Source organism: Arthrobacter sp. 08Y14, from assembly GCF_002929455.1.
GTDB classification, from domain to species: Bacteria; Actinomycetota; Actinomycetes; order Actinomycetales; family Micrococcaceae; genus Arthrobacter_B; species Arthrobacter_B sunyaminii.
On the sequence record NZ_PJIX01000002.1, the window covers coordinates 997,135 to 1,013,662 of the forward strand.

Consider the following 16,528-nt stretch of genomic DNA (forward strand, 5'->3'; position numbering starts at 1 on the left):
CATCATCTGACAATCGGCACTCCCGCCGCCGGATTCCTCCGCGGACGGCCTAAACTTCCTCCCCCGCTTCCGTCCGGACCACGGTGGACAGCGGCGTCTCCCGGATAAACAGGCACAGCACCAGGGCTACTGCGACAATAGGCACACTGAGCAGGAAGATCGGCGGCAGCGCGTGTCCAAAGGCAGCACCGATGAAGTCCTGCACCGGCGCCGGCAGACCGCGCAGCGTCGCCGGGCTCAGGGAATTGATGTCCCCGCCCACCGCTGCCCCCGCCCCCTGCGGCGCCGCGGCAATCTCATTGCCCAGGCGGTGGATGAAGATCGAGCCGAACAGCGCAATGCCAAAAGAGGCACCGATCTGCCGGAAGTAGTTCGCCGCGGAAATTGCAGCCCCCATGTCCCTGCCGGGGACGCTGTTCTGCACAATCAGCACCAGGTTCTGCATCAGCATTCCAATACCCAGGCCCATCACCAGCATCCCGAGCGCCGTGAAGCTGTACGGCGTGGTGTCGGAAATGCGGGACAGCAGCACCAGCCCCGCAATGATCACCGCGCAGCCCAGGATCGGATAGATCTTGTACTTTCCCGTGCGGGAAATCAGCTGGCCGGTGCCGATGGAGGTGAGCAGCAGCCCGCCCATCATCGGCAGCATCATCAGTCCGGATTCGGTGGCAGTTGCCCGGTTGACCATCTGCAGGAAGGTGGGCAGGTAGGAAATGGTGGAGAACATGGCGATGCCCACGGAGATGCCCACCAGCACGGGCAGCAGGAAGTTCCGGTTGCGAAACAGGCCCAGCGGCATGATCGGCTCCCGGGACTTCAGCTCCACCCGCACAAATGCCGCACCCGCAGCCAGGGTCAATGCGGCCAGAGCCAGGATCTGCGGACTTGACCAGGCATAGGTGGTGCCCGCCCACGTGGTGAGCATGATCAGGGCGGCGCTCGCAACGGCCAGCAAAGCGGCACCCGCGTAGTCCAGCCGGGAGCGGGCTCCCTGGGGTTTGGCCAGGTGCAGGGAGGTGACGACGACGGCGAGCGCCACCGCTCCGATGGGCAGGTTGATGTAGAAGACCCACCGCCAGGACCAGGCATCGGTGATCCAGCCGCCCAGCAGCGGTCCGCAAACGGAGGCAAGCCCAAAGGCTGCTCCGATCAGTCCCATGTACTTGCCGCGCTCGCGCGGAGAGACGAGGTCTCCCAGGATGGCCTGCGCGCCGATCATCAGTCCGCCGCCGCCGAGGCCCTGCAGTGCACGGAAGCCGATCAGCTGCCCCATGTCCTGCGCCAGCCCGGACAGCATGGACCCGACCAGGAACACCACAATGGCGAAAATGAAGATGCTCTTGCGGCCAAACAGGTCGCCGAGTTTTCCGTAGATCGGCAGGCCGATGGTTGCTGCCAGGATGTAGGCAGTGACCACCCAGGACAGGTGCTCGAGTCCGTTGAGGTCCCCCACGATGGTGGGCAGTGCGGTCGCCACGATGGTCTGGTCCAGGGCTGCCAGCAGCACGGACAGCACCAGCCCGGTGAAGACCAGGGGCAGGTTCCGTTTGGGCATCGGCGCCGGCGCGGCCTCCTCCCGGTGCCGTCCGCGCTTTCGCGTACCCTGCAGCTGCGTACCCGGGGCGGACCCCGGATTGCCGGGAACCAATGCTGCCGGGCTCGCGGCGATCCGTGGTGAAAGTGCTTTGTGGGACATGTGGTGCGGTCTCCTAGCCGGTGGTGCCTGGTGCCGGTTAACGCTTACTTGGCGGTTGGTTCCTGCTCCGCATCTCCGAGGCGCACCCGCGCGGTCTCGGACAGCGGAATCTGTTTGATGAACAGGGTCATGATCAGGCCGGCGCCCAGCGCCGGAATACCGAGCAGGAAAATCGGCGGCAGGGCATCCCCGAAGGCCTGGGCAATGAAGTCCCGCACCGGCCCGGGCAGCATTTTCAATTCGGACGGGCTGATCGAGTTCACTCCGTTGCGGAGCACTCCGGAGGCCTCCGGCGGTGCGTCCGCCACCTGGTCGTTCAGGCGCTTGATAAAGAAGGAACCGAACACGGCGATTCCCAGTGATCCGCCCATCTGCCGGAAATAGTTGGCGGAGGAGACGCCTGTGCCCATGTCCTTGGAGGGAACACTGTTCTGCACAATCAGCACCAGGTTCTGCATCAATGCTCCGATGCCCAGGCCCAGCACAAACATCCCCAGCGCGGTGAACCAGTAGGGCGTGGTGTTGGAGATCCGGGAAAGCAGCAGCAGCCCGACAATCATCACGGCCGCGCCGAGAATGGGATAGATCTTGTACTTGCCGGTGCGGGAAATGAGCTGCCCGGTGCCGATCGAGGTGATCAGCAGGCCGGCGGTCATCGGCAGCATCATCAGTCCGGACATGGTGGCGGAGGCGTCGTTGACCATCTGCAGGAAGGTGGGCAGGTAGGAGATGCTGCCGAACATCGCCAGTCCCACGGACAGACCCACCAGGGTGCAGACCAAAAAGTTTCGGTTGCGGAACAGCCGCAGCGGCAGCATTGGTTCGGCCGCGCGCAGCTCCACCGGAATGAAAACGGCAATGCCGACGGCGGCGGCGGCTCCCAGCCCCAGGATGGTCGGGGACGTCCAGGCATAGGTGGTTCCGCCCCAGCTGGTGAGCATCACCAGCGCGGCGCTGACGAGTGCCAGCAGAGCCGCGCCTGCGTAGTCCAGCGGCGGCCGCGGTCCTGAACGCACCGGCAGATGCAGTGACGTGATGATGACGGCCAGGGCAAGGATGCCCAGGGGAAGGTTGATATAGAAAACCCACCGCCAGGACCAGTATTCGGTCAGATAGCCGCCCAGCAGCGGCCCGCTCACGGACGCCAGCCCGAAGGCCGCACCGATCAGCCCCATGTACCGGCCGCGCTCGTGGGCGGAGACAAGGTCGCCGATGATGGCCTGCGCGCCGATGATCAGCCCGCCGCCGCCCACACCCTGGATGGCGCGGTAAGTGATCAGTTCGGTCATGCTGTGCGCCTGCCCGGACAGGGCGGAGCCGAGCAGGAAAACGGCAATGGCAAACACAAAAATGTTCTTGCGCCCCAGCAGGTCTCCGAGTTTGCCGTAGATCGGCAGCCCGATGGTGGAGGTCAGCAGGTAAGCGGTGATCACCCAGGACAAATGGTCCAGGCCCTGCAGGTCTCCCACGATGGTGGGAAGCGCCGTGGACACGATGGTCTGGTCCAGTGCGGATATCAGCACCGCCAGGATCAGGCCGGCAAACACCAGAGAGATTTGCCGCCGCGAGTGCGGTGCCGGAGCACCGTCTCCGGGGCCGGCGGGCGGTCCGCCGCGCCGGCCCCGGGGAGTTGCGCTGGTGGGTGCGTTTGGCGCAGCGGGTGGGGCGGCCAGCAGATGGGACGATGCCGGTGAACCCAGATCGGTGGCCGCGCGCGATACGGGGTGGGTGGCTTCTGCGCCGTGGGCGGTAAATTTGGCGGCCATTGACGCTCCTTGGGAGTTCGTCCTTAATAGTGCCGGACCAGACAGCACTTTCCATTCGACGCCCGCCATCCTGCCAAGTCAACGGTCCGCGCGGAGGGCGGCACGTTGCACGGCCAGTGGTGCTCCTTGGGCCTTCCGGCGTTGTTCCGCCCGTGCCGCAGGCGCAAACTGGCACTAACGCCGACCAGCGATGAAAGAAACCGCACGGGATCCACGAATTCTCTCGGGGCAGGCCATGAACCACACCATCAGCATCATTTTTCGCGCCATACCGCTTCTGATGGGCGCTGTTTGCCTGTCCTACGGCCTCTACATCCTGGCCGGGCGGGACGATGCCGATCACTTTGTCGCCGGACACGTCAACGTGGGGCTGACCGCCATCTGTTATGCCCTGTTCACGACAGCGGCCACTATCATCAGACAGCTCATCGAGGGCTACGGACGTGTCTGGGGAATCGTCCTGCCGCTCTCCGGCTATGTGGTTGCCGCCGCCGCCGTCATTTGGGGCATCGTTCTGGCCAACCGGGACAACACCGCGCAGAACCTCACGGCGGGCTTCGTCGTGATTGGCGTTGGCCTGGTAGCCGCGTGCGTCAGCACCGTCGCCGCCGCATCCACAAAGTTCACGCTGATCCAGTCAGCACAGCTGCTCAATCCTCTGGACGGCCCGCCGGAGGGCGCCCACTCCCGCACCGTCGGCGCCGTCATGATCACGGTTCCGGCGGCGGCCGCCGTCGTCGGCTTCTGTCTTGCGACCGGACTGTTGGTGCGCGGGGACATTCCCGGTTTCGTTGCCGGCCACGTTCTGATCGGTCTTTCAGCGATCTGCACGGCGCTGATCGCCCTTGTCGCGAGCATCGTGCGCCAGGTGCGCAACGCCTTCAGCGACGGCGAGCGTTTCGCCTGGGCCTGGCTGGTCGCGGCCGCGGGCACGGTCAACGCAGTGCTCGGACTATTCGTGCTGTTCAGCTCCAGCGAGCCCTATCGGCTGGCTCCGGGAGGTGTGCTGATCGGCCTCGGACTGATCTGCTTCAGCATCCTGTCGAAGGTGCTGCTGCTAGCCCTCGTTTGGCGCCGCACGTTTGCCCTGGCCAACCGCATCCCGCTGATGCCCATCGGAACAGCCCTGACCTGCCTGTTCTTCGCCGCGTTCCTCTTTGAAGCCGCAGACACCCAGCCGGCGTTCTTTGTCGGCGCGCACGTGCTGGTTGGACTCGGAGCCATCTGCTTTACGCTCTTCTCCATCGTGTCGATCCTTGAAGAGGGAACCTCGTAGCAGCAAGTTGCGCTAAGCAAATTCCATGCCGTCCGCCGGGCGCGGACTTGCCAGCCAGTAACGCGATCCCTCCGGATTGCGCAGGACGATCCCCTCATCCACCAGGTAGCGGCGAACGGCAGCGGGATCGGTGGAATAGCCACCCAGGCGGCCGGTGATCTCCCGTTCGGTCAGGACCGGTACCTCTCCCGGGGGTGCCGGAACGGATTCGAAGACGTGGCCGGCAACGTAGTGGAGCAACTCCAGCCGGTCGGCCTGCCGCCGGGGATACGAAGAGATTTTTCCGTTCACGAGGAACCTGCGCACCGAGGTATCCGGTGCTTCCTTGCCGCTGGCCAGCAACCGGGCAAACACACCGCCTGCGGGATGGACATCGCACGCGCCGGAGGTAACCAGGCCGGCCTTTTGCAGTACGGCCAGCGATTTGCGTTCCTTGGGGTCCAGGTCCTGGCCGTCAAGGGGTGCACCCCGCTCGGCAGCCGTGACTATCCGTGCATAGAGCCGCAGCCGGCGCTCATCCGCGAGCGCAGCAGCGATGGTCCGCCATTGTTCCGGTGCGGTCTGTTCCTGGTCCATATCTGCTTCTCCCCCTGGCTGCTGTCCCGGTGCGGGGCACCTATGACGTGTGAGTACCGTACCCCACACCTGCAATCCGGCATCCCGCCCGTCAGCTAGCTGCGGGAGAAGGCATCCAGTTTGGCCTGGGCCTGCGCTTCATGCCGCACTTTGAGCTCGTAGTCGATGAAGGCATCAATCATGGCCCGGTACGTGGCCTCGACCACTGCGGGGTCGCCGTCCTGGGCTTGTGCTGTGGTTCGGACATGCTCGAGGACCTCCTCGACGCGCGCGGGAGCTTTGACTTCGGCGTCGTTGTCCTTGAGGGAGCCGGCGAGGCGCACCAGCCGCTCCCGGCGCCAGATCAGCGCCACGATTTCCTCGTCAATTTCATCGATGGCGGTGCGGACATCGTCCAGCTGGGAGGTCATGGATCGTTGGTGATCAAGGCTTTCCATGACAATAGATTAGCTGGCTGGGGCTCCCGGGTTCTCCGGAGGCCACTGTCCGGCGGACCCGGCATGACCGGGAACTGCCTTCCTGTGATGTCCCGGTGCCACCCGGGAGAGTCTGGAAGGCCACCAGATTCTGCGCCCGATGTCGTAGGACAGGGCGGGTACCAGCAGCGAACGCACCACCAGGGTGTCCAGCAGGACCCCGAAGGCGACAATAAAGGCCAGCTGTGCCAGGAAGAGCACCGGGATCACGCCCAGGGCGGCGAAGGTCGCCGCCAGAACAATGCCGGCACTGGTAATGACGCTGCCGGTAATCATCAGCCCGCGGACCACTCCCTCCCTGGTGCCGTGAATGATGCTCTCTTCCCGGACGCGGGTCATTAGGAAGATGTTGTAGTCCACGCCCAGAGCCACGAGGAAGATAAAGCCGAACAGCGGAACGGCCGGATCTGCACCCGGGAAGCGGAAGACGTGGTTGAACACCAGGGCGGAGACGCCCATGGTCGCTCCGAAGGACAGCACGACCGTCAGGATCAGCAGGAACGGGGCCAGCAGCGCCCGCAGCAGGAGCATCAGCAGGAACAGGATCACCACCAGGACCACCGGAATGATCAGGTTCCGGTCATGGGCGGCCGCCGCGTTGGTGTCGATGGTCGTGGCCGTCACCCCGCCCACGAGGACATCGCCGATCCCGGCCACGTTATCCCTCATGGCGGTTACCGCCTGTTCGGCGGCATCGGACTCCGCGGCATCCTTCAGCGTGGCCTCCAGCAGAACTTTCCCGTCCACCACCTTGGGCGCACCTGAGGTTCCCGGGACTGGCGAGGCCTGTACGCCGTCGGCCGTCACCGGAAGCGTTCCGGCCGGGGTGCCCGTAGCATCCACGGCCAGGGCATCCACGCCCTGTTCCTCCAGGACTGCACGGGCCACGGTGTCCAGTTCCCCTTCCGGAGCCACAATCAGCGCCGGACTGCCCGAGCCGGAGGGAAAGTGCTCGCCCAGGACCTGCTGGCCTTCCTTGGTGGCGGTTTGCCCCAGCACAAAATCGCTCTGCGGCACCCCGGAAGCCCGCAGCTGCAGCAGGCCTGACGCCGCAATCAGGAGCACCAGCGTGGGAATCACCCATGTACGGCGCGGATGAGCCTTGACGGTCCGGGCCACGCGCGGCCAGAACCCTTTGGGAGAGTTCCCGTCCCGGTCCGGATGCTCGGACCCGAAGGCGGGCCGGCGCGGCCAGAAGGCCGCCCTCCCGGTCAGCATCAACAGTGCCGGCAGCAGCGTCATAGCTGCCAGGAACGCAAAGCCGATGCCGATGGCAGCCACCGGGCCCAACGCCTTATTGGAGTTCAGGTCGCTCAGCAGCAGACAGAGCAGGCCTGCCGTTACCGTGGCCGCAGACGCCAGCACCGGCTCGAAGGTTCCCTTCAGTGCCGCCTTGGTAGCGTCCCACCGGCCCTCATGGTCCCGAAGGGATTCCCGGTACCGGGAGACATAGAGCAGGGAATAATCCGTGGCGGCGCCGATGCCCAGGATAAACAGGATTCCCTGCACCTGGCCGTTCAGGGTGAGCGTTCCGGCTTTGGCCAGATAGAAGACCACCAGGATGGCAGCTGACAGGGCAAGGATGGAGGTCAGCAGGACCAGGAACGGCAGCAGCGGTGAACGGTAGACCACTACGAGGATCACCAGCACCGCCAGCGCCGCCACCAGCACCAGCGACGTGTCAATGCCGCCGAAGGCCTCGGTGATATCCGCCAGTTGTCCGGCCGGTCCGGTGACGTAGCTGTCCAGGCCCGGCGGGATGCCCTCGCGCACCACGCCGCTCAGGTCCTCAACGGTGGCAGAGGCGCTGTCACTGTCCTGCACCGGAACAAAGATTTCCGCTGCCTTGCCGTCGGTGGAGAACTGCGGCGGGGAGACTCCGCCGGCCACGCCGCTCACCTTTGAAAGCTCCGACGCCCGATCGGTAATGAAGGTCCGGTCCGCGTCGGTCAGGCCGCCGTCGTTCACATAGACGACGACGGCGGGAATCGCATCGCTGTCCGTGAACTTCTTCTGCAGCTCAGCCACCTGGGTGGATGCCGAACTGGCGGGCAGATACGACGTTTGGTTGTTGTCGGCCACTTCGCTGATCTTGCCGAAGTAGGGGCCGCCAATGCCTCCGACTCCGAACCAGACCACGATCAGCACCACCGGAATCAGGAAGCGGGCCCACCCGGTGCGTTTCCGCGTCCGGTTCTCCGATGCCGGATCGTCGGCGCCATCCGGCTCGTGACTCCCGGCCGGGCGACGTGGTGGTGGAGAATTCCGTGCCATAAACCCATGACAGCCCCGCACCCCGGCAGGGTCAACGCTTCCGGGTGCCCTGAGCTCTTCCGGCCGGCAGATCGCCCGGAAAGTCACACACGTAAGACACGAACTTTTCCGGCAGGCAGTGGCAAGATCAGGAGGGTGAAACCTTCTTTGTCCGTGATCACCGCAGGCGTGCGGGATCTCGAGGTAACCTACGCGTTCTATTCTTCCCGGCTTGGCTGGGAGGCTGTCCAGCACGTCCCTGAAGAGGTCATCTTTTATCAGGTGGGCCCGGGGCTGCTGCTGGCGTTCTTCCGGCGGGACCATCTGGCAGCCGAAGCCGGTCCCATGGGTGAGGCGGCCGCCGCTCCCGTCACCTTGGGCCACAACGTGGGTTCGGCGGCGGAAGTGGACGCAGTCCTGGCCGAAGCTGCTGCAGCCGGAGGGTCGGTCACGGCACCGGGAACGCAGATGAGCTGGGGCGGCTACTCCGGTTACTTCACCGATCCCGACGGCTACCGCTGGGAAGTGTGCCACAACCCGGGCCTGCGCATCGAGGCGAACGGCCACGTCACTCTCGAGGTCATCGACCCCAATGACACCGATCCGGCGCAGGTTACCCTCTCCGATCTGACCGGCTAGAACAGGGCTGGCTCAGTCGCTTCAGGGGCGGGGGCAGCCAGCAGCTCCGGCCCGTCGTTGCGGATGCTTCCCACCGCCGGCCCCACTTCCCGCAGTGTCCAGCGTGCAGCCTCACCGTGCGCCTGTGCAACAACCCGGTGAACCAGTGCCGCCGCGTCCCGCGCAGCCGGATCCAGCCACACGGGCATGGACTGCCGGGAGAGCGGAACCGGCATACGGTCGTGCAGCTCCCCCAGTTCCGCGAGCACGCCCGGCTGCCCGGCACTGCGGATCTCTGCCGGATCCGGAGCGGCAGCAGTGAGGATGGATGTCGAGAGCAGCCAGCTGCCCGGCTCTCCGGGCGCTTTCGCCGGGTCGCGCCACCATTCGTAGAGTCCGGCAAAAAAGGTCAGCGCCCCGTCCGCACGCTGCACATAATAGGGTCGCTTGGTTTTTCCGGGCCCGGTTTTCCACTCGTAATAGCCCTGCATCGGCACCGCGCAGCGGCGTGAGACAACGGCATCGCGGAAGGTCGGCTTCTCCAGCACCGTTTCGCTGCGCGCGTTGAAGGCGCGCACCCCGGCCGAAGCGTCCTTCGCCCAGCCCGGCACCAGTCCCCACCGCGCCACATGCACCTGGCGCACCCGGCGGCGCTCCTGCTGCGGCTCGCCAACAAACCGTTCCAGCACCACTGGCACGTCCGACGTCGGCGCCACGTTCCAGGACGAGCGCAGCTCCAGGAACGCATCGGCCTCGGCCTCGGCCTCAGCGACCAGGTCCGCCGTCGTCTTCGCCATTACGTAACGTCCGCACATGTTTCCAGTCTGCCAGTCCGTCCGGCCGCCCGCGGGAATTGAACAAGCGCCCGCGAGGTTGTACGGTGCAGTCCCCTGTTCCCGAGCACATTAAAGGAGCCTTTCATGGCCGCCACAGCAGAAGCATTCACCCCCGACGCCGGTTCCATCACTATGTTCTCCACCTCCTGGTGCGGCTACTGCCGCCGCCTGAAGTCCCAGCTGGACGCAGTCGGCATCGGCTACAACGAGGTGAACATTGAGAACGTGGACGGCACCGCCGAACTCGTGGCAGAAATCAACGGCGGCAACCAGACCGTGCCCACCGTGATCTTCCCGGACGGCTCATCGGCCACCAACCCGTCCGCCGCAGAGGTCAAGGCCCGCCTGGGCGTCTAGTCCTCCCGGGGCCAAAACGTCGCCCAGCCGGTCCGTAGTACAGGTAATGAGGCCAAAAGCGGCATTTATGCCCGTTACCTGTACAACGGCGTGCGGCAAACCCCGCGGCGCCAGTAGTTCTCAATACGCAGGTCCGACGGCCGCTTTCGCGGTAAGGTCACCGGTTATGTGAATCAAGTGCCGGGACCTGGCCGCAAGGTCTGCCCTTCTTCACTAATTCATTCACTCACGTCAACTTCGCGCACATCCGTCCCGCTTCATAGGATGGATGCGGAGCGCCGGACATCGGCGTCCCGCCCGGACACCCCCGAGAGGCAGCACTCATGGTTCATAAGGTTCAGGCCGTAGTCGTCAAGGAAAAGAACGCCCCCGTTTCACTGGAGACCATTCTGGTTCCGGATCCCGGCCCCGGAGAAGCCCTGGTGGACATCCTCACCTGCGGCGTCTGCCATACCGACCTGCATTACAAGCAGGGCGCCATCAACGACGATTACCCGTTCCTGCTCGGCCACGAAGCCACCGGCGTGGTTTCCGCCGTCGGCCCCGATGTCACCGAGGTTGCCCCCGGTGACCGCGTGGTCCTGAACTGGCGTGCCGTCTGCGGTGAGTGCCGGGCCTGCCGCAAGGGCGAGCCGCAGTACTGCTTCAACACCCATAACGCCACCCAGAAGATGACCCTGGAGGACGGCACCGAGCTCACCGCCGCCCTGGGCATCGGTGCCTTCGCGGAAAAGACCCTCGTGGCCGCCGGCCAGTGCACCAAGGTGGACGACGACGTCGACGCCGCCGCGGTGGGCCTGCTCGGCTGCGGCATCATGGCCGGCATCGGCGCCGCCATCAACACCGGAGAGGTCAAGCGCGGCGAGTCCGTAGCCGTGATCGGCTGCGGCGGCGTGGGCATTGCCGCTGTTGCCGGGGCACAGCTGGCCGGAGCCACCACCATCATCGCGGTGGACATTGACGCGAAGAAGCTGGAACTGGCCAAGGCCCAGGGCGCCACGCACGTCATCAACTCCAAGGAAGAAGACCCGGTCGAGGCCATCCGCGCCCTCACCGGAGGCAACGGCGCAGACGTGGTGATTGACGCCGTCGGCCGCCCCGAAACCTACAAGCAGGCGTTCTACGCACGCGACCTCGCCGGCCGCGTTGTCCTGGTGGGCGTGCCCAACCCGGAAATGAAAATCGAACTGCCGCTGGCGGACGTCTTTGGCCGCGGCGGATCGCTGAAGTCCTCCTGGTACGGCGACTGCCTGCCCTCGCGCGACTTCCCGATGCTGGTGGAGCAGTACAAGCTGGGCCGCCTGGACCTGGACGCCTTTGTGTCCGAGCGCATCGGCCTGAAGGACATTGAGGAAGCCTTCACCAAGATGCATGACGGTAAGGTCCTGCGTTCGGTGGTGGTCCTCTAGATGGGCGCGAACATCGACAAGGTCGTCACCTCCGGCACCTTCTCGCTGGACGGCGGCACCTGGGACGTGGACAACAACGTGTGGATCGTCGGTGACGACGCACAGGTGATCATCATTGACCCGGCCCACGACGTCGACGCCGTGGCTGCCGCTGTCGGTGACCGTGAGGTTCAGGGGATCCTGCTCACGCACGGACACGATGACCACATCCGCGCCGTGGGCGAGGCCCGGGACCGCTTCAGCGCCCCCGTGTTCCTGCACTCCGCGGACCGGATGCTCTGGGACGCCGTGTTCCCGGACGAGGGACCCGACGACGAAATCGAGGACGGCGACATCTTCGAGGTGGCCGACATCACCCTGCAGGCCCTGCACACGCCGGGGCACTCCCCCGGCTCCGTGTGCTTCCTGCTGGCTGCCGACGCACCCGGCGACGGTTCACCGGTGGTGTTCAGCGGTGACACGCTGTTCAGCGGCGGCCCCGGAGCCACGGGGCGCTCCTACAGCGACTTCCCCACCATCATCAAGTCCATCCGCGAACGCCTCCTGACCCTGCCGTCGGAGACCCGGGTGCTGACCGGTCACGGCGACTCCACCACCATCGGTGCGGAGGCGCCGCACCTGGAGGAATGGATCGCCCGCGGGCACTAACCTGCTGTTCTGCGGGGCTGGTGTTTCCTTCCGAGGAGCATCAGCCCCGGCGCGCGGAAGCAGCGGTCCCGTGCCTGGCCGGTATCGCCCGCTGCACCGTTTAGGCTCATCAGATGAACAGCTCCAAAGGTGCCGCGAGTCCGGGCGGGTCCGGCCCCGGCACCAGAAACCCCGCGACAGTACAGCACACGGAAGGCTTCCTGATCAGGAAGTTACGCCGGCTGCCAAGCTGGGGGCTCTTTCTCCTCATCGCAGTTCTCTACACGGTTTTCCTGCTCGGCATGGACTACTTCACCGGAGAGATCCTGGAACCGGGGCGCATCACCTTCACCGCTGTCACGGGCATAGCCCTCAGCGCCTTCATCCTCTGGTTTACGAAATGGCAGCGGGCACGAGAGCGCCGGAAGCCTGCGGGCTGGCCCACCGCCACCAACTTCCGGACAGCCCTGTCCTCCGGCGAACTTCCCGAAGGTGCAAGGGCGGAGCAATGGCTTCCGGAACTGACAAAGGCAATTCGGCAAGAGCGACTTATGGCCTGCCTCGGAATGCTCGTGTTCATTGGTTTCGCCGGGTTAGGTGTTTTTCTCATTATCGACAACCCTGACGATCCGTGGTTCTGGGTGGCTGCCACGGTGTTCTTCACCGTGATGGCAGCCTGGTACCCGATATGGACTCCCCGCCGCCGGAAGAAAATGCAGAACCTCATCGCGCAGCTCCCTGATCAGGAGGCGTAGTGTCAGGACGCAGAACTATCCACTCGTGCGGATGACACGGGCAGGGTTGCCGACGGCGACGATGTTGGATCGGTGAGGATACTGCGCGCCTCCGGATCGCCGGCAACGTCCGCTCGGTAGTAGGCATCAGCAAGCTCCGGCACGGTCGAACAACACAAAGCAGAGAACGGCTTGAATTAGTCCGCCCCCTACCAGCGCTGATTACCCACATTCTGAATTTCGGCCAAGTAGTTGCCTTCGGGCAGCAAGCGGACTCCAATAGTCCAATGACGAAAGATACCGGCACAGCCACCTCCAAAGCACCAACCGGGCTGAAGCGGGCAATTGGTGCGCCGCTGCTGTTCGCGTTTATTGTCGGCGACACCCTCGGCGCCGGCATTTACACCCTGGTGGGTACCATGGCCGCCGATGTCGGCGGCGCGATCTGGATACCCCTGCTGATTGCGCTGGTCGTTGCTCTGCTCACCGCCGCGACGTACGCCGAGCTGATCACCAAATATCCCCACGCCGGCGGTGCCGCGCGTTACGCCGACCGGGCTTTCGGCATCCCCTATGTGTCGTTCCTCGTCGGCTTCCTGATGATGGCCTCAGGAATCACCACAGCCGCTGCCCTTGCTAACGCTTTCGCGGGCGATTATTTGACAGCGATCATCGATGTTCCGGCCGCCCCCGCGGCAGTCGTGTTCATCATCCTGCTGACCCTGATCAACCTTCGCGGCGTCCGTGAGTCCCTCGGGGCGAACCTCGTCGCCTCCATCATCGAGGTAACCGGTCTCATCATCGTCATCGTCGTCGCCGCCATCGTCTTTACCTCCGGCAACGGGGAGCCATCCCGCCTCCTTGAGTTTGCACCGGACGTACCGCCCCTCCAAGGCGCCTTCGCCGCATCGATCGTCGCCTTCTTCTCTTTCCTCGGCTTCGAGGCCGCAGCCAACATGGCCGAAGAAGTACGCAACCCGTCCAAGGCCTACCCCCGCGCCTTGTTCGGCGCCATCAGCACCGCCGGCGTCGTCTATCTCCTCATCGCGATCGGGGCGGTCATCGTCCTGCCGCCGACTGACCTGGCCGAATCCACAGGACCTCTGCTTGATGTTGTCGCCGCCAGCGGCGTCGGAATCCCGCCGGGAGTCTTCAGCATTATCGCCCTGATCGCCATTTCCAACGGAGCACTGCTGTTCATGGTCATGGCCAGCCGTGTCGGCTACGGACTGGCAGAAGCAGAGCTGCTCCCCCGCGCCTTCAGCCGCGTGCTGCCGGGCCGCCGCACCCCCTGGGTCTCCATCGTCGTCATTGCCGGATTGACGATCGTCCTTACCCTTACCGGAAATCTCGCCACATTGGCCGAGACCACCGTGCTGCTCCTGCTCTTGGTGTTCCTTTCGGCCAACATCAGCGTCCTCGTCCTCAAAAAGGACAAAGTCGACCACGACCACTTCAAAGCGCCGCGGGTCCTGCCGGTCCTCGCCATCATTGCGAGCATCGCATTGCTCACCCAGCAATCCGCGACCATTTGGCTCAGTGCGGCCGTGTATGTAGTGATCGGATCCCTGTTGTTCCTCGCGGCCCGGGCCGGACGCAAACACCAGGAACGCGTGGACGCCCGCTGAGCGGGCAGTGGGAAGCATGTTCGAGATATCTGCGTCGTTCGCAAAACGGGCGGAAGTGCTTCGTCAGGAGCCCTGTACTGTCGCTGCTTTAAGGCGTTCGCCCCAGCCGCGCATGTAATCGATCGCTTCGGGCGGTCCGTGAACGGTGAAGCTGACGCCGAGGGCCGCAAGGCAGAACGCCGCCCAATCGAGAGAATCGGCAGCGATCCGAACCTCACACCGTCCGTCGCCGGCCGGATCAACTCTGCCGTAGTGCACGATTTCCTGCCGCACCCGGGGGGCTGGTGCCTGGACGCTCGCATGGACCAGGTACTTCGCTGGCATGGACCCCATCTGACGGTGCACGTAATCCACGGGATCACCCTCTGGTAGTGCACGCGGGGCGAACGTAGCGCCGGTCCGGGTCGGATTCTGAATGCGATCGAGGCGGAAGGTGCGCCAGTCCGCGCGGTCCTGATCCCAGGCGATCAGATAGAGACGCTGATCGAGCGCGACGGTTCGGTGCGGATGAGTGGTCCGCTCGCTCCCGCGGCCATCGCGCGTAACATACACGAAAGTCAGAACCTCATGATCGCGGCAGGCCAGGGCCACTGTCGTCAGGCAGGCCACGTCTGCCATACCGTTCCGCGGACGATCCGTTCGCGGGCCGGCAACGCTGCGCAGACTGTCGATACGACGGCGGATACGCGCAGGGAGCACCTGGACAATCTTCGCCATCGCGCTCACCGCCGCATCGCCCGACAGCGGATAGGCACCCGAGGCCATCTCACGGAGGCCCAACACTACAGCAGCAGCTTCTTCCTCGCAGAGCACCAAAGGGGGCAACGATGCGCCGGCGCTGAGTTGGTAGCCGCCACCCGTCCCCCGCGTCGTCGTGATGGGATACCCAAATTCCTGGAGGCCGTCCACGTCGCGTCGCAAAGTCCGTTGGCTCACGCCCAGCCGACGAGCGAGCTCGTCCCCGGGCCAGTGGCGCCGGTTCTGAAGCAAGCCAAGCAACTCGAGGGCGCGGGTGCTGGTCGACATGCTGCAAGGCTAGTTGACCTTGTGGACATATATTGGCCACAAACCCTGCCACGATGAAAACCGTCGTTGCTGTCCGGAGCAGCGATCGCCGCATCCCTGCTGCTAACACCGACGGAAGGTCCCACATCCATGCGCATCCTCGTTACCGGAGGCACCGGTCAGGTCGGACGCCACCTTGTCGCCCAGCTCCACGCAGCCGGCCACACGGTCCGCGCCCTCACTCGCAACCCCGCCAAAGCCGCTCTGCCGAACGGAGTTGAGGTGGTGCCCGGCGACCTCACCGACGGCGCCAGCCTCGAAGCAGCGTTCGCAGGCATGGACGCCGTCCACCTGATCACGTTCGGCGGTGACAACGGCGAAGAACTCACCAACGGAGTGGAGATCGTTCAACTTGCCGAGAGCTCCGGGGTCGACCGGATCACCGTCCTTGGCGGCTGGTCACCCACCAGCGTCGAAGAAGCCCTGGCAACCAGCTCCATTAGCTGGACCATCGTGCAACCGGCCGAGTTCATGGGCAACGCGCTCGAGCTGGCCCTCGAGGTGCGGGCCTCACGCACAGTCTCCATGCTCGCTGCCTATCCCAGCGCCGTCGTGCACGAAGCCGACATTGCCGGCGTCGTTGTCGCCGCACTCACCACAGACGGGCACGCAGGGAAGGTGTACCCGCTGACCGGACCCGAAGCGCTCACTCCGGCTGAGCGAACGTGCCTGCTTGCGGGCGCAACCGGTCAGCCAATCGAGTTTGTGCACCTCAGTGAGGAAGCAGAACGTGAACGGCTTCGTGGTTACGGTTATGACGAGGACTACGTCGAGTTCGGCATCCAGCTGGCCAGCAACCCGCCCAAGGAGACTGCCCAGATCCTGCACACCATCGAAGAGGTTACCGGGCGGCCCCCGCGAACCTTCGCCCAATGGGCAAACGAACACGCCGATCAGTTCCGGGCCACGCCCTGATCCGGGCCTGCGAGGATCGTACTGCGGTCGGTCCCGCGGAGAATCCCGCACCGTCACTACCGGTCAGGATCCGGCAATCGACGGTACAGGCGACCTGTGCGTTAGATAGTTCGTGACGAAACTGGACAAGAACGCCGCGAGGGTACTGCTCAGGAGAACAAGGCCAACCCCTGGTAGGACAGCGGCCGGATCCAACCCCAGGATTGAGAGCGCTGTGGTTGTACCGTTTGCCGTAGCAACAGCCCGGCGGCTGCGCGGATCCCCGACCACCCCCCCCAAGAGGCACAGCCATT

General features: G+C 64.9%; 15 protein-coding genes. 8 read left to right on the top strand and 7 right to left on the bottom strand.

The genetic code is table 11. From position 1 onward, the window contains the following. Window positions 1-49: 49 nt before the first annotated feature. Window positions 50-1,699, bottom strand: coding sequence for an MDR family MFS transporter (locus tag CXR03_RS11120; protein ID WP_104103814.1), 1,650 nt, complete (start codon window positions 1,697-1,699; stop codon window positions 50-52). A gap of 44 nt (window positions 1,700-1,743) precedes the next feature. After that, entirely contained in the window at window positions 1,744-3,465 is a 1,722-nt protein-coding gene (locus tag CXR03_RS11125) for an MDR family MFS transporter (RefSeq protein ID WP_104103815.1), read from the bottom strand. 235 nt (window positions 3,466-3,700) lie between these two features. Between CXR03_RS11125 and CXR03_RS11130 the strand changes: the two genes are divergently transcribed. Then, window positions 3,701-4,741, top strand: coding sequence for a DUF2776 family protein (locus CXR03_RS11130; protein ID WP_104103816.1), 1,041 nt, complete (start codon window positions 3,701-3,703; stop codon window positions 4,739-4,741). A 12-nt stretch (window positions 4,742-4,753) separates the two neighbouring features. Here CXR03_RS11130 and CXR03_RS11135 read toward each other — a convergent pair whose 3' ends face one another. From CXR03_RS11135 to CXR03_RS11145, 3 genes are all read right to left on the bottom strand, one after another. Then, on the bottom strand, window positions 4,754-5,317 hold the full coding sequence (locus CXR03_RS11135; protein ID WP_104103817.1) for a DUF2087 domain-containing protein: 564 nt from the start codon (window positions 5,315-5,317) through the stop codon (window positions 4,754-4,756). Between the two features lie 95 nt (window positions 5,318-5,412). Then, a complete protein-coding gene (locus tag CXR03_RS11140; protein ID WP_104103818.1) occupies window positions 5,413-5,754 on the bottom strand; it encodes a chorismate mutase in 342 nt (113 codons plus the stop codon). Window positions 5,755-5,763: 9 nt separating this feature from the next. After that, window positions 5,764-8,067 carry an efflux RND transporter permease subunit gene (locus CXR03_RS11145; protein ID WP_104103819.1) on the bottom strand — a complete coding sequence of 768 codons (2,304 nt, stop codon included), beginning with the start codon at window positions 8,065-8,067 and terminating at the stop codon, window positions 5,764-5,766. A gap of 135 nt (window positions 8,068-8,202) precedes the next feature. On the opposite strand from CXR03_RS11145, the gene CXR03_RS11150 reads away from it, so the two are divergent. Continuing rightward, a complete protein-coding gene (locus CXR03_RS11150) occupies window positions 8,203-8,685 on the top strand; it encodes a VOC family protein (protein WP_104103820.1) in 483 nt (160 codons plus the stop codon). On the opposite strand, the gene CXR03_RS11155 is transcribed toward CXR03_RS11150, so the two are convergent. Next, the gene (locus tag CXR03_RS11155; protein WP_104103821.1) at window positions 8,682-9,479 is read right to left on the bottom strand and encodes an SOS response-associated peptidase; all 798 of its coding nucleotides are present in this window, start codon (window positions 9,477-9,479) and stop codon (window positions 8,682-8,684) included. The two genes, CXR03_RS11150 and CXR03_RS11155, sit on opposite strands and share 4 nt — an antisense overlap. Window positions 9,480-9,584: 105 nt before the next feature. Here CXR03_RS11155 and CXR03_RS11160 point away from each other — a divergent pair, with 105 nt between their 5' ends. The 5 genes from CXR03_RS11160 to CXR03_RS11180 all read left to right on the top strand — a co-directional run bounded on the left by CXR03_RS11160 (window position 9,585) and on the right by CXR03_RS11180 (window position 14,255). Further along, window positions 9,585-9,857, top strand: a complete 273-nt coding sequence (locus tag CXR03_RS11160) for a mycoredoxin (RefSeq protein WP_104103822.1) — start codon at window positions 9,585-9,587, stop codon at window positions 9,855-9,857. Window positions 9,858-10,180: 323 nt separating this feature from the next. Further along, window positions 10,181-11,266, top strand: coding sequence for an S-(hydroxymethyl)mycothiol dehydrogenase (locus CXR03_RS11165; RefSeq protein WP_104053997.1), 1,086 nt, complete (start codon window positions 10,181-10,183; stop codon window positions 11,264-11,266). After that, window positions 11,267-11,914, top strand: a complete 648-nt coding sequence (locus tag CXR03_RS11170) for an MBL fold metallo-hydrolase (RefSeq protein ID WP_104103823.1) — start codon at window positions 11,267-11,269, stop codon at window positions 11,912-11,914. Between the two features lie 113 nt (window positions 11,915-12,027). Continuing rightward, window positions 12,028-12,648 carry a hypothetical protein gene (locus tag CXR03_RS11175; RefSeq protein WP_104103824.1) on the top strand — a complete coding sequence of 207 codons (621 nt, stop codon included), beginning with the start codon at window positions 12,028-12,030 and terminating at the stop codon, window positions 12,646-12,648. Between the two features lie 266 nt (window positions 12,649-12,914). Further along, the gene (locus CXR03_RS11180; RefSeq protein ID WP_104103825.1) at window positions 12,915-14,255 is read left to right on the top strand and encodes an APC family permease; all 1,341 of its coding nucleotides are present in this window, start codon (window positions 12,915-12,917) and stop codon (window positions 14,253-14,255) included. A 63-nt stretch (window positions 14,256-14,318) separates the two neighbouring features. On the opposite strand, the gene CXR03_RS11185 is transcribed toward CXR03_RS11180, so the two are convergent. Next, window positions 14,319-15,281, bottom strand: a complete 963-nt coding sequence (locus CXR03_RS11185; protein WP_104103826.1) for a YafY family protein — start codon at window positions 15,279-15,281, stop codon at window positions 14,319-14,321. 129 nt (window positions 15,282-15,410) lie between these two features. Here CXR03_RS11185 and CXR03_RS11190 point away from each other — a divergent pair, with 129 nt between their 5' ends. Beyond that, window positions 15,411-16,235, top strand: a complete 825-nt coding sequence (locus CXR03_RS11190) for an SDR family oxidoreductase (protein ID WP_104104114.1) — start codon at window positions 15,411-15,413, stop codon at window positions 16,233-16,235. Window positions 16,236-16,528 lie beyond the last annotated feature (293 nt).

What these genes read in the sequence shown, in the direction of transcription:
- CXR03_RS11120 (WP_104103814.1), bottom strand. Translation starts at nt 1,699, where the DNA reads ATGTCCCACAAAGCACTTTCACCACGGATCGCCGCGAGCCCGGCAGCA.
- CXR03_RS11125 (WP_104103815.1), bottom strand. Translation starts at nt 3,465, where the DNA reads ATGGCCGCCAAATTTACCGCCCACGGCGCAGAAGCCACCCACCCCGTA.
- CXR03_RS11130 (WP_104103816.1), top strand. Translation starts at nt 3,701, where the DNA reads ATGAACCACACCATCAGCATCATTTTTCGCGCCATACCGCTTCTGATG.
- CXR03_RS11135 (WP_104103817.1), bottom strand. Translation starts at nt 5,317, where the DNA reads ATGGACCAGGAACAGACCGCACCGGAACAATGGCGGACCATCGCTGCT.
- CXR03_RS11140 (WP_104103818.1), bottom strand. Translation starts at nt 5,754, where the DNA reads ATGGAAAGCCTTGATCACCAACGATCCATGACCTCCCAGCTGGACGAT.
- CXR03_RS11145 (WP_104103819.1), bottom strand. Translation starts at nt 8,067, where the DNA reads ATGGCACGGAATTCTCCACCACCACGTCGCCCGGCCGGGAGTCACGAG.
- CXR03_RS11155 (WP_104103821.1), bottom strand. Translation starts at nt 9,479, where the DNA reads ATGTGCGGACGTTACGTAATGGCGAAGACGACGGCGGACCTGGTCGCT.
- CXR03_RS11160 (WP_104103822.1), top strand. Translation starts at nt 9,585, where the DNA reads ATGGCCGCCACAGCAGAAGCATTCACCCCCGACGCCGGTTCCATCACT.
- CXR03_RS11165 (WP_104053997.1), top strand. Translation starts at nt 10,181, where the DNA reads ATGGTTCATAAGGTTCAGGCCGTAGTCGTCAAGGAAAAGAACGCCCCC.
- CXR03_RS11170 (WP_104103823.1), top strand. Translation starts at nt 11,267, where the DNA reads ATGGGCGCGAACATCGACAAGGTCGTCACCTCCGGCACCTTCTCGCTG.
- CXR03_RS11175 (WP_104103824.1), top strand. Translation starts at nt 12,028, where the DNA reads ATGAACAGCTCCAAAGGTGCCGCGAGTCCGGGCGGGTCCGGCCCCGGC.
- CXR03_RS11180 (WP_104103825.1), top strand. Translation starts at nt 12,915, where the DNA reads ATGACGAAAGATACCGGCACAGCCACCTCCAAAGCACCAACCGGGCTG.
- CXR03_RS11185 (WP_104103826.1), bottom strand. Translation starts at nt 15,281, where the DNA reads ATGTCGACCAGCACCCGCGCCCTCGAGTTGCTTGGCTTGCTTCAGAAC.
- CXR03_RS11190 (WP_104104114.1), top strand. Translation starts at nt 15,411, where the DNA reads ATGCGCATCCTCGTTACCGGAGGCACCGGTCAGGTCGGACGCCACCTT.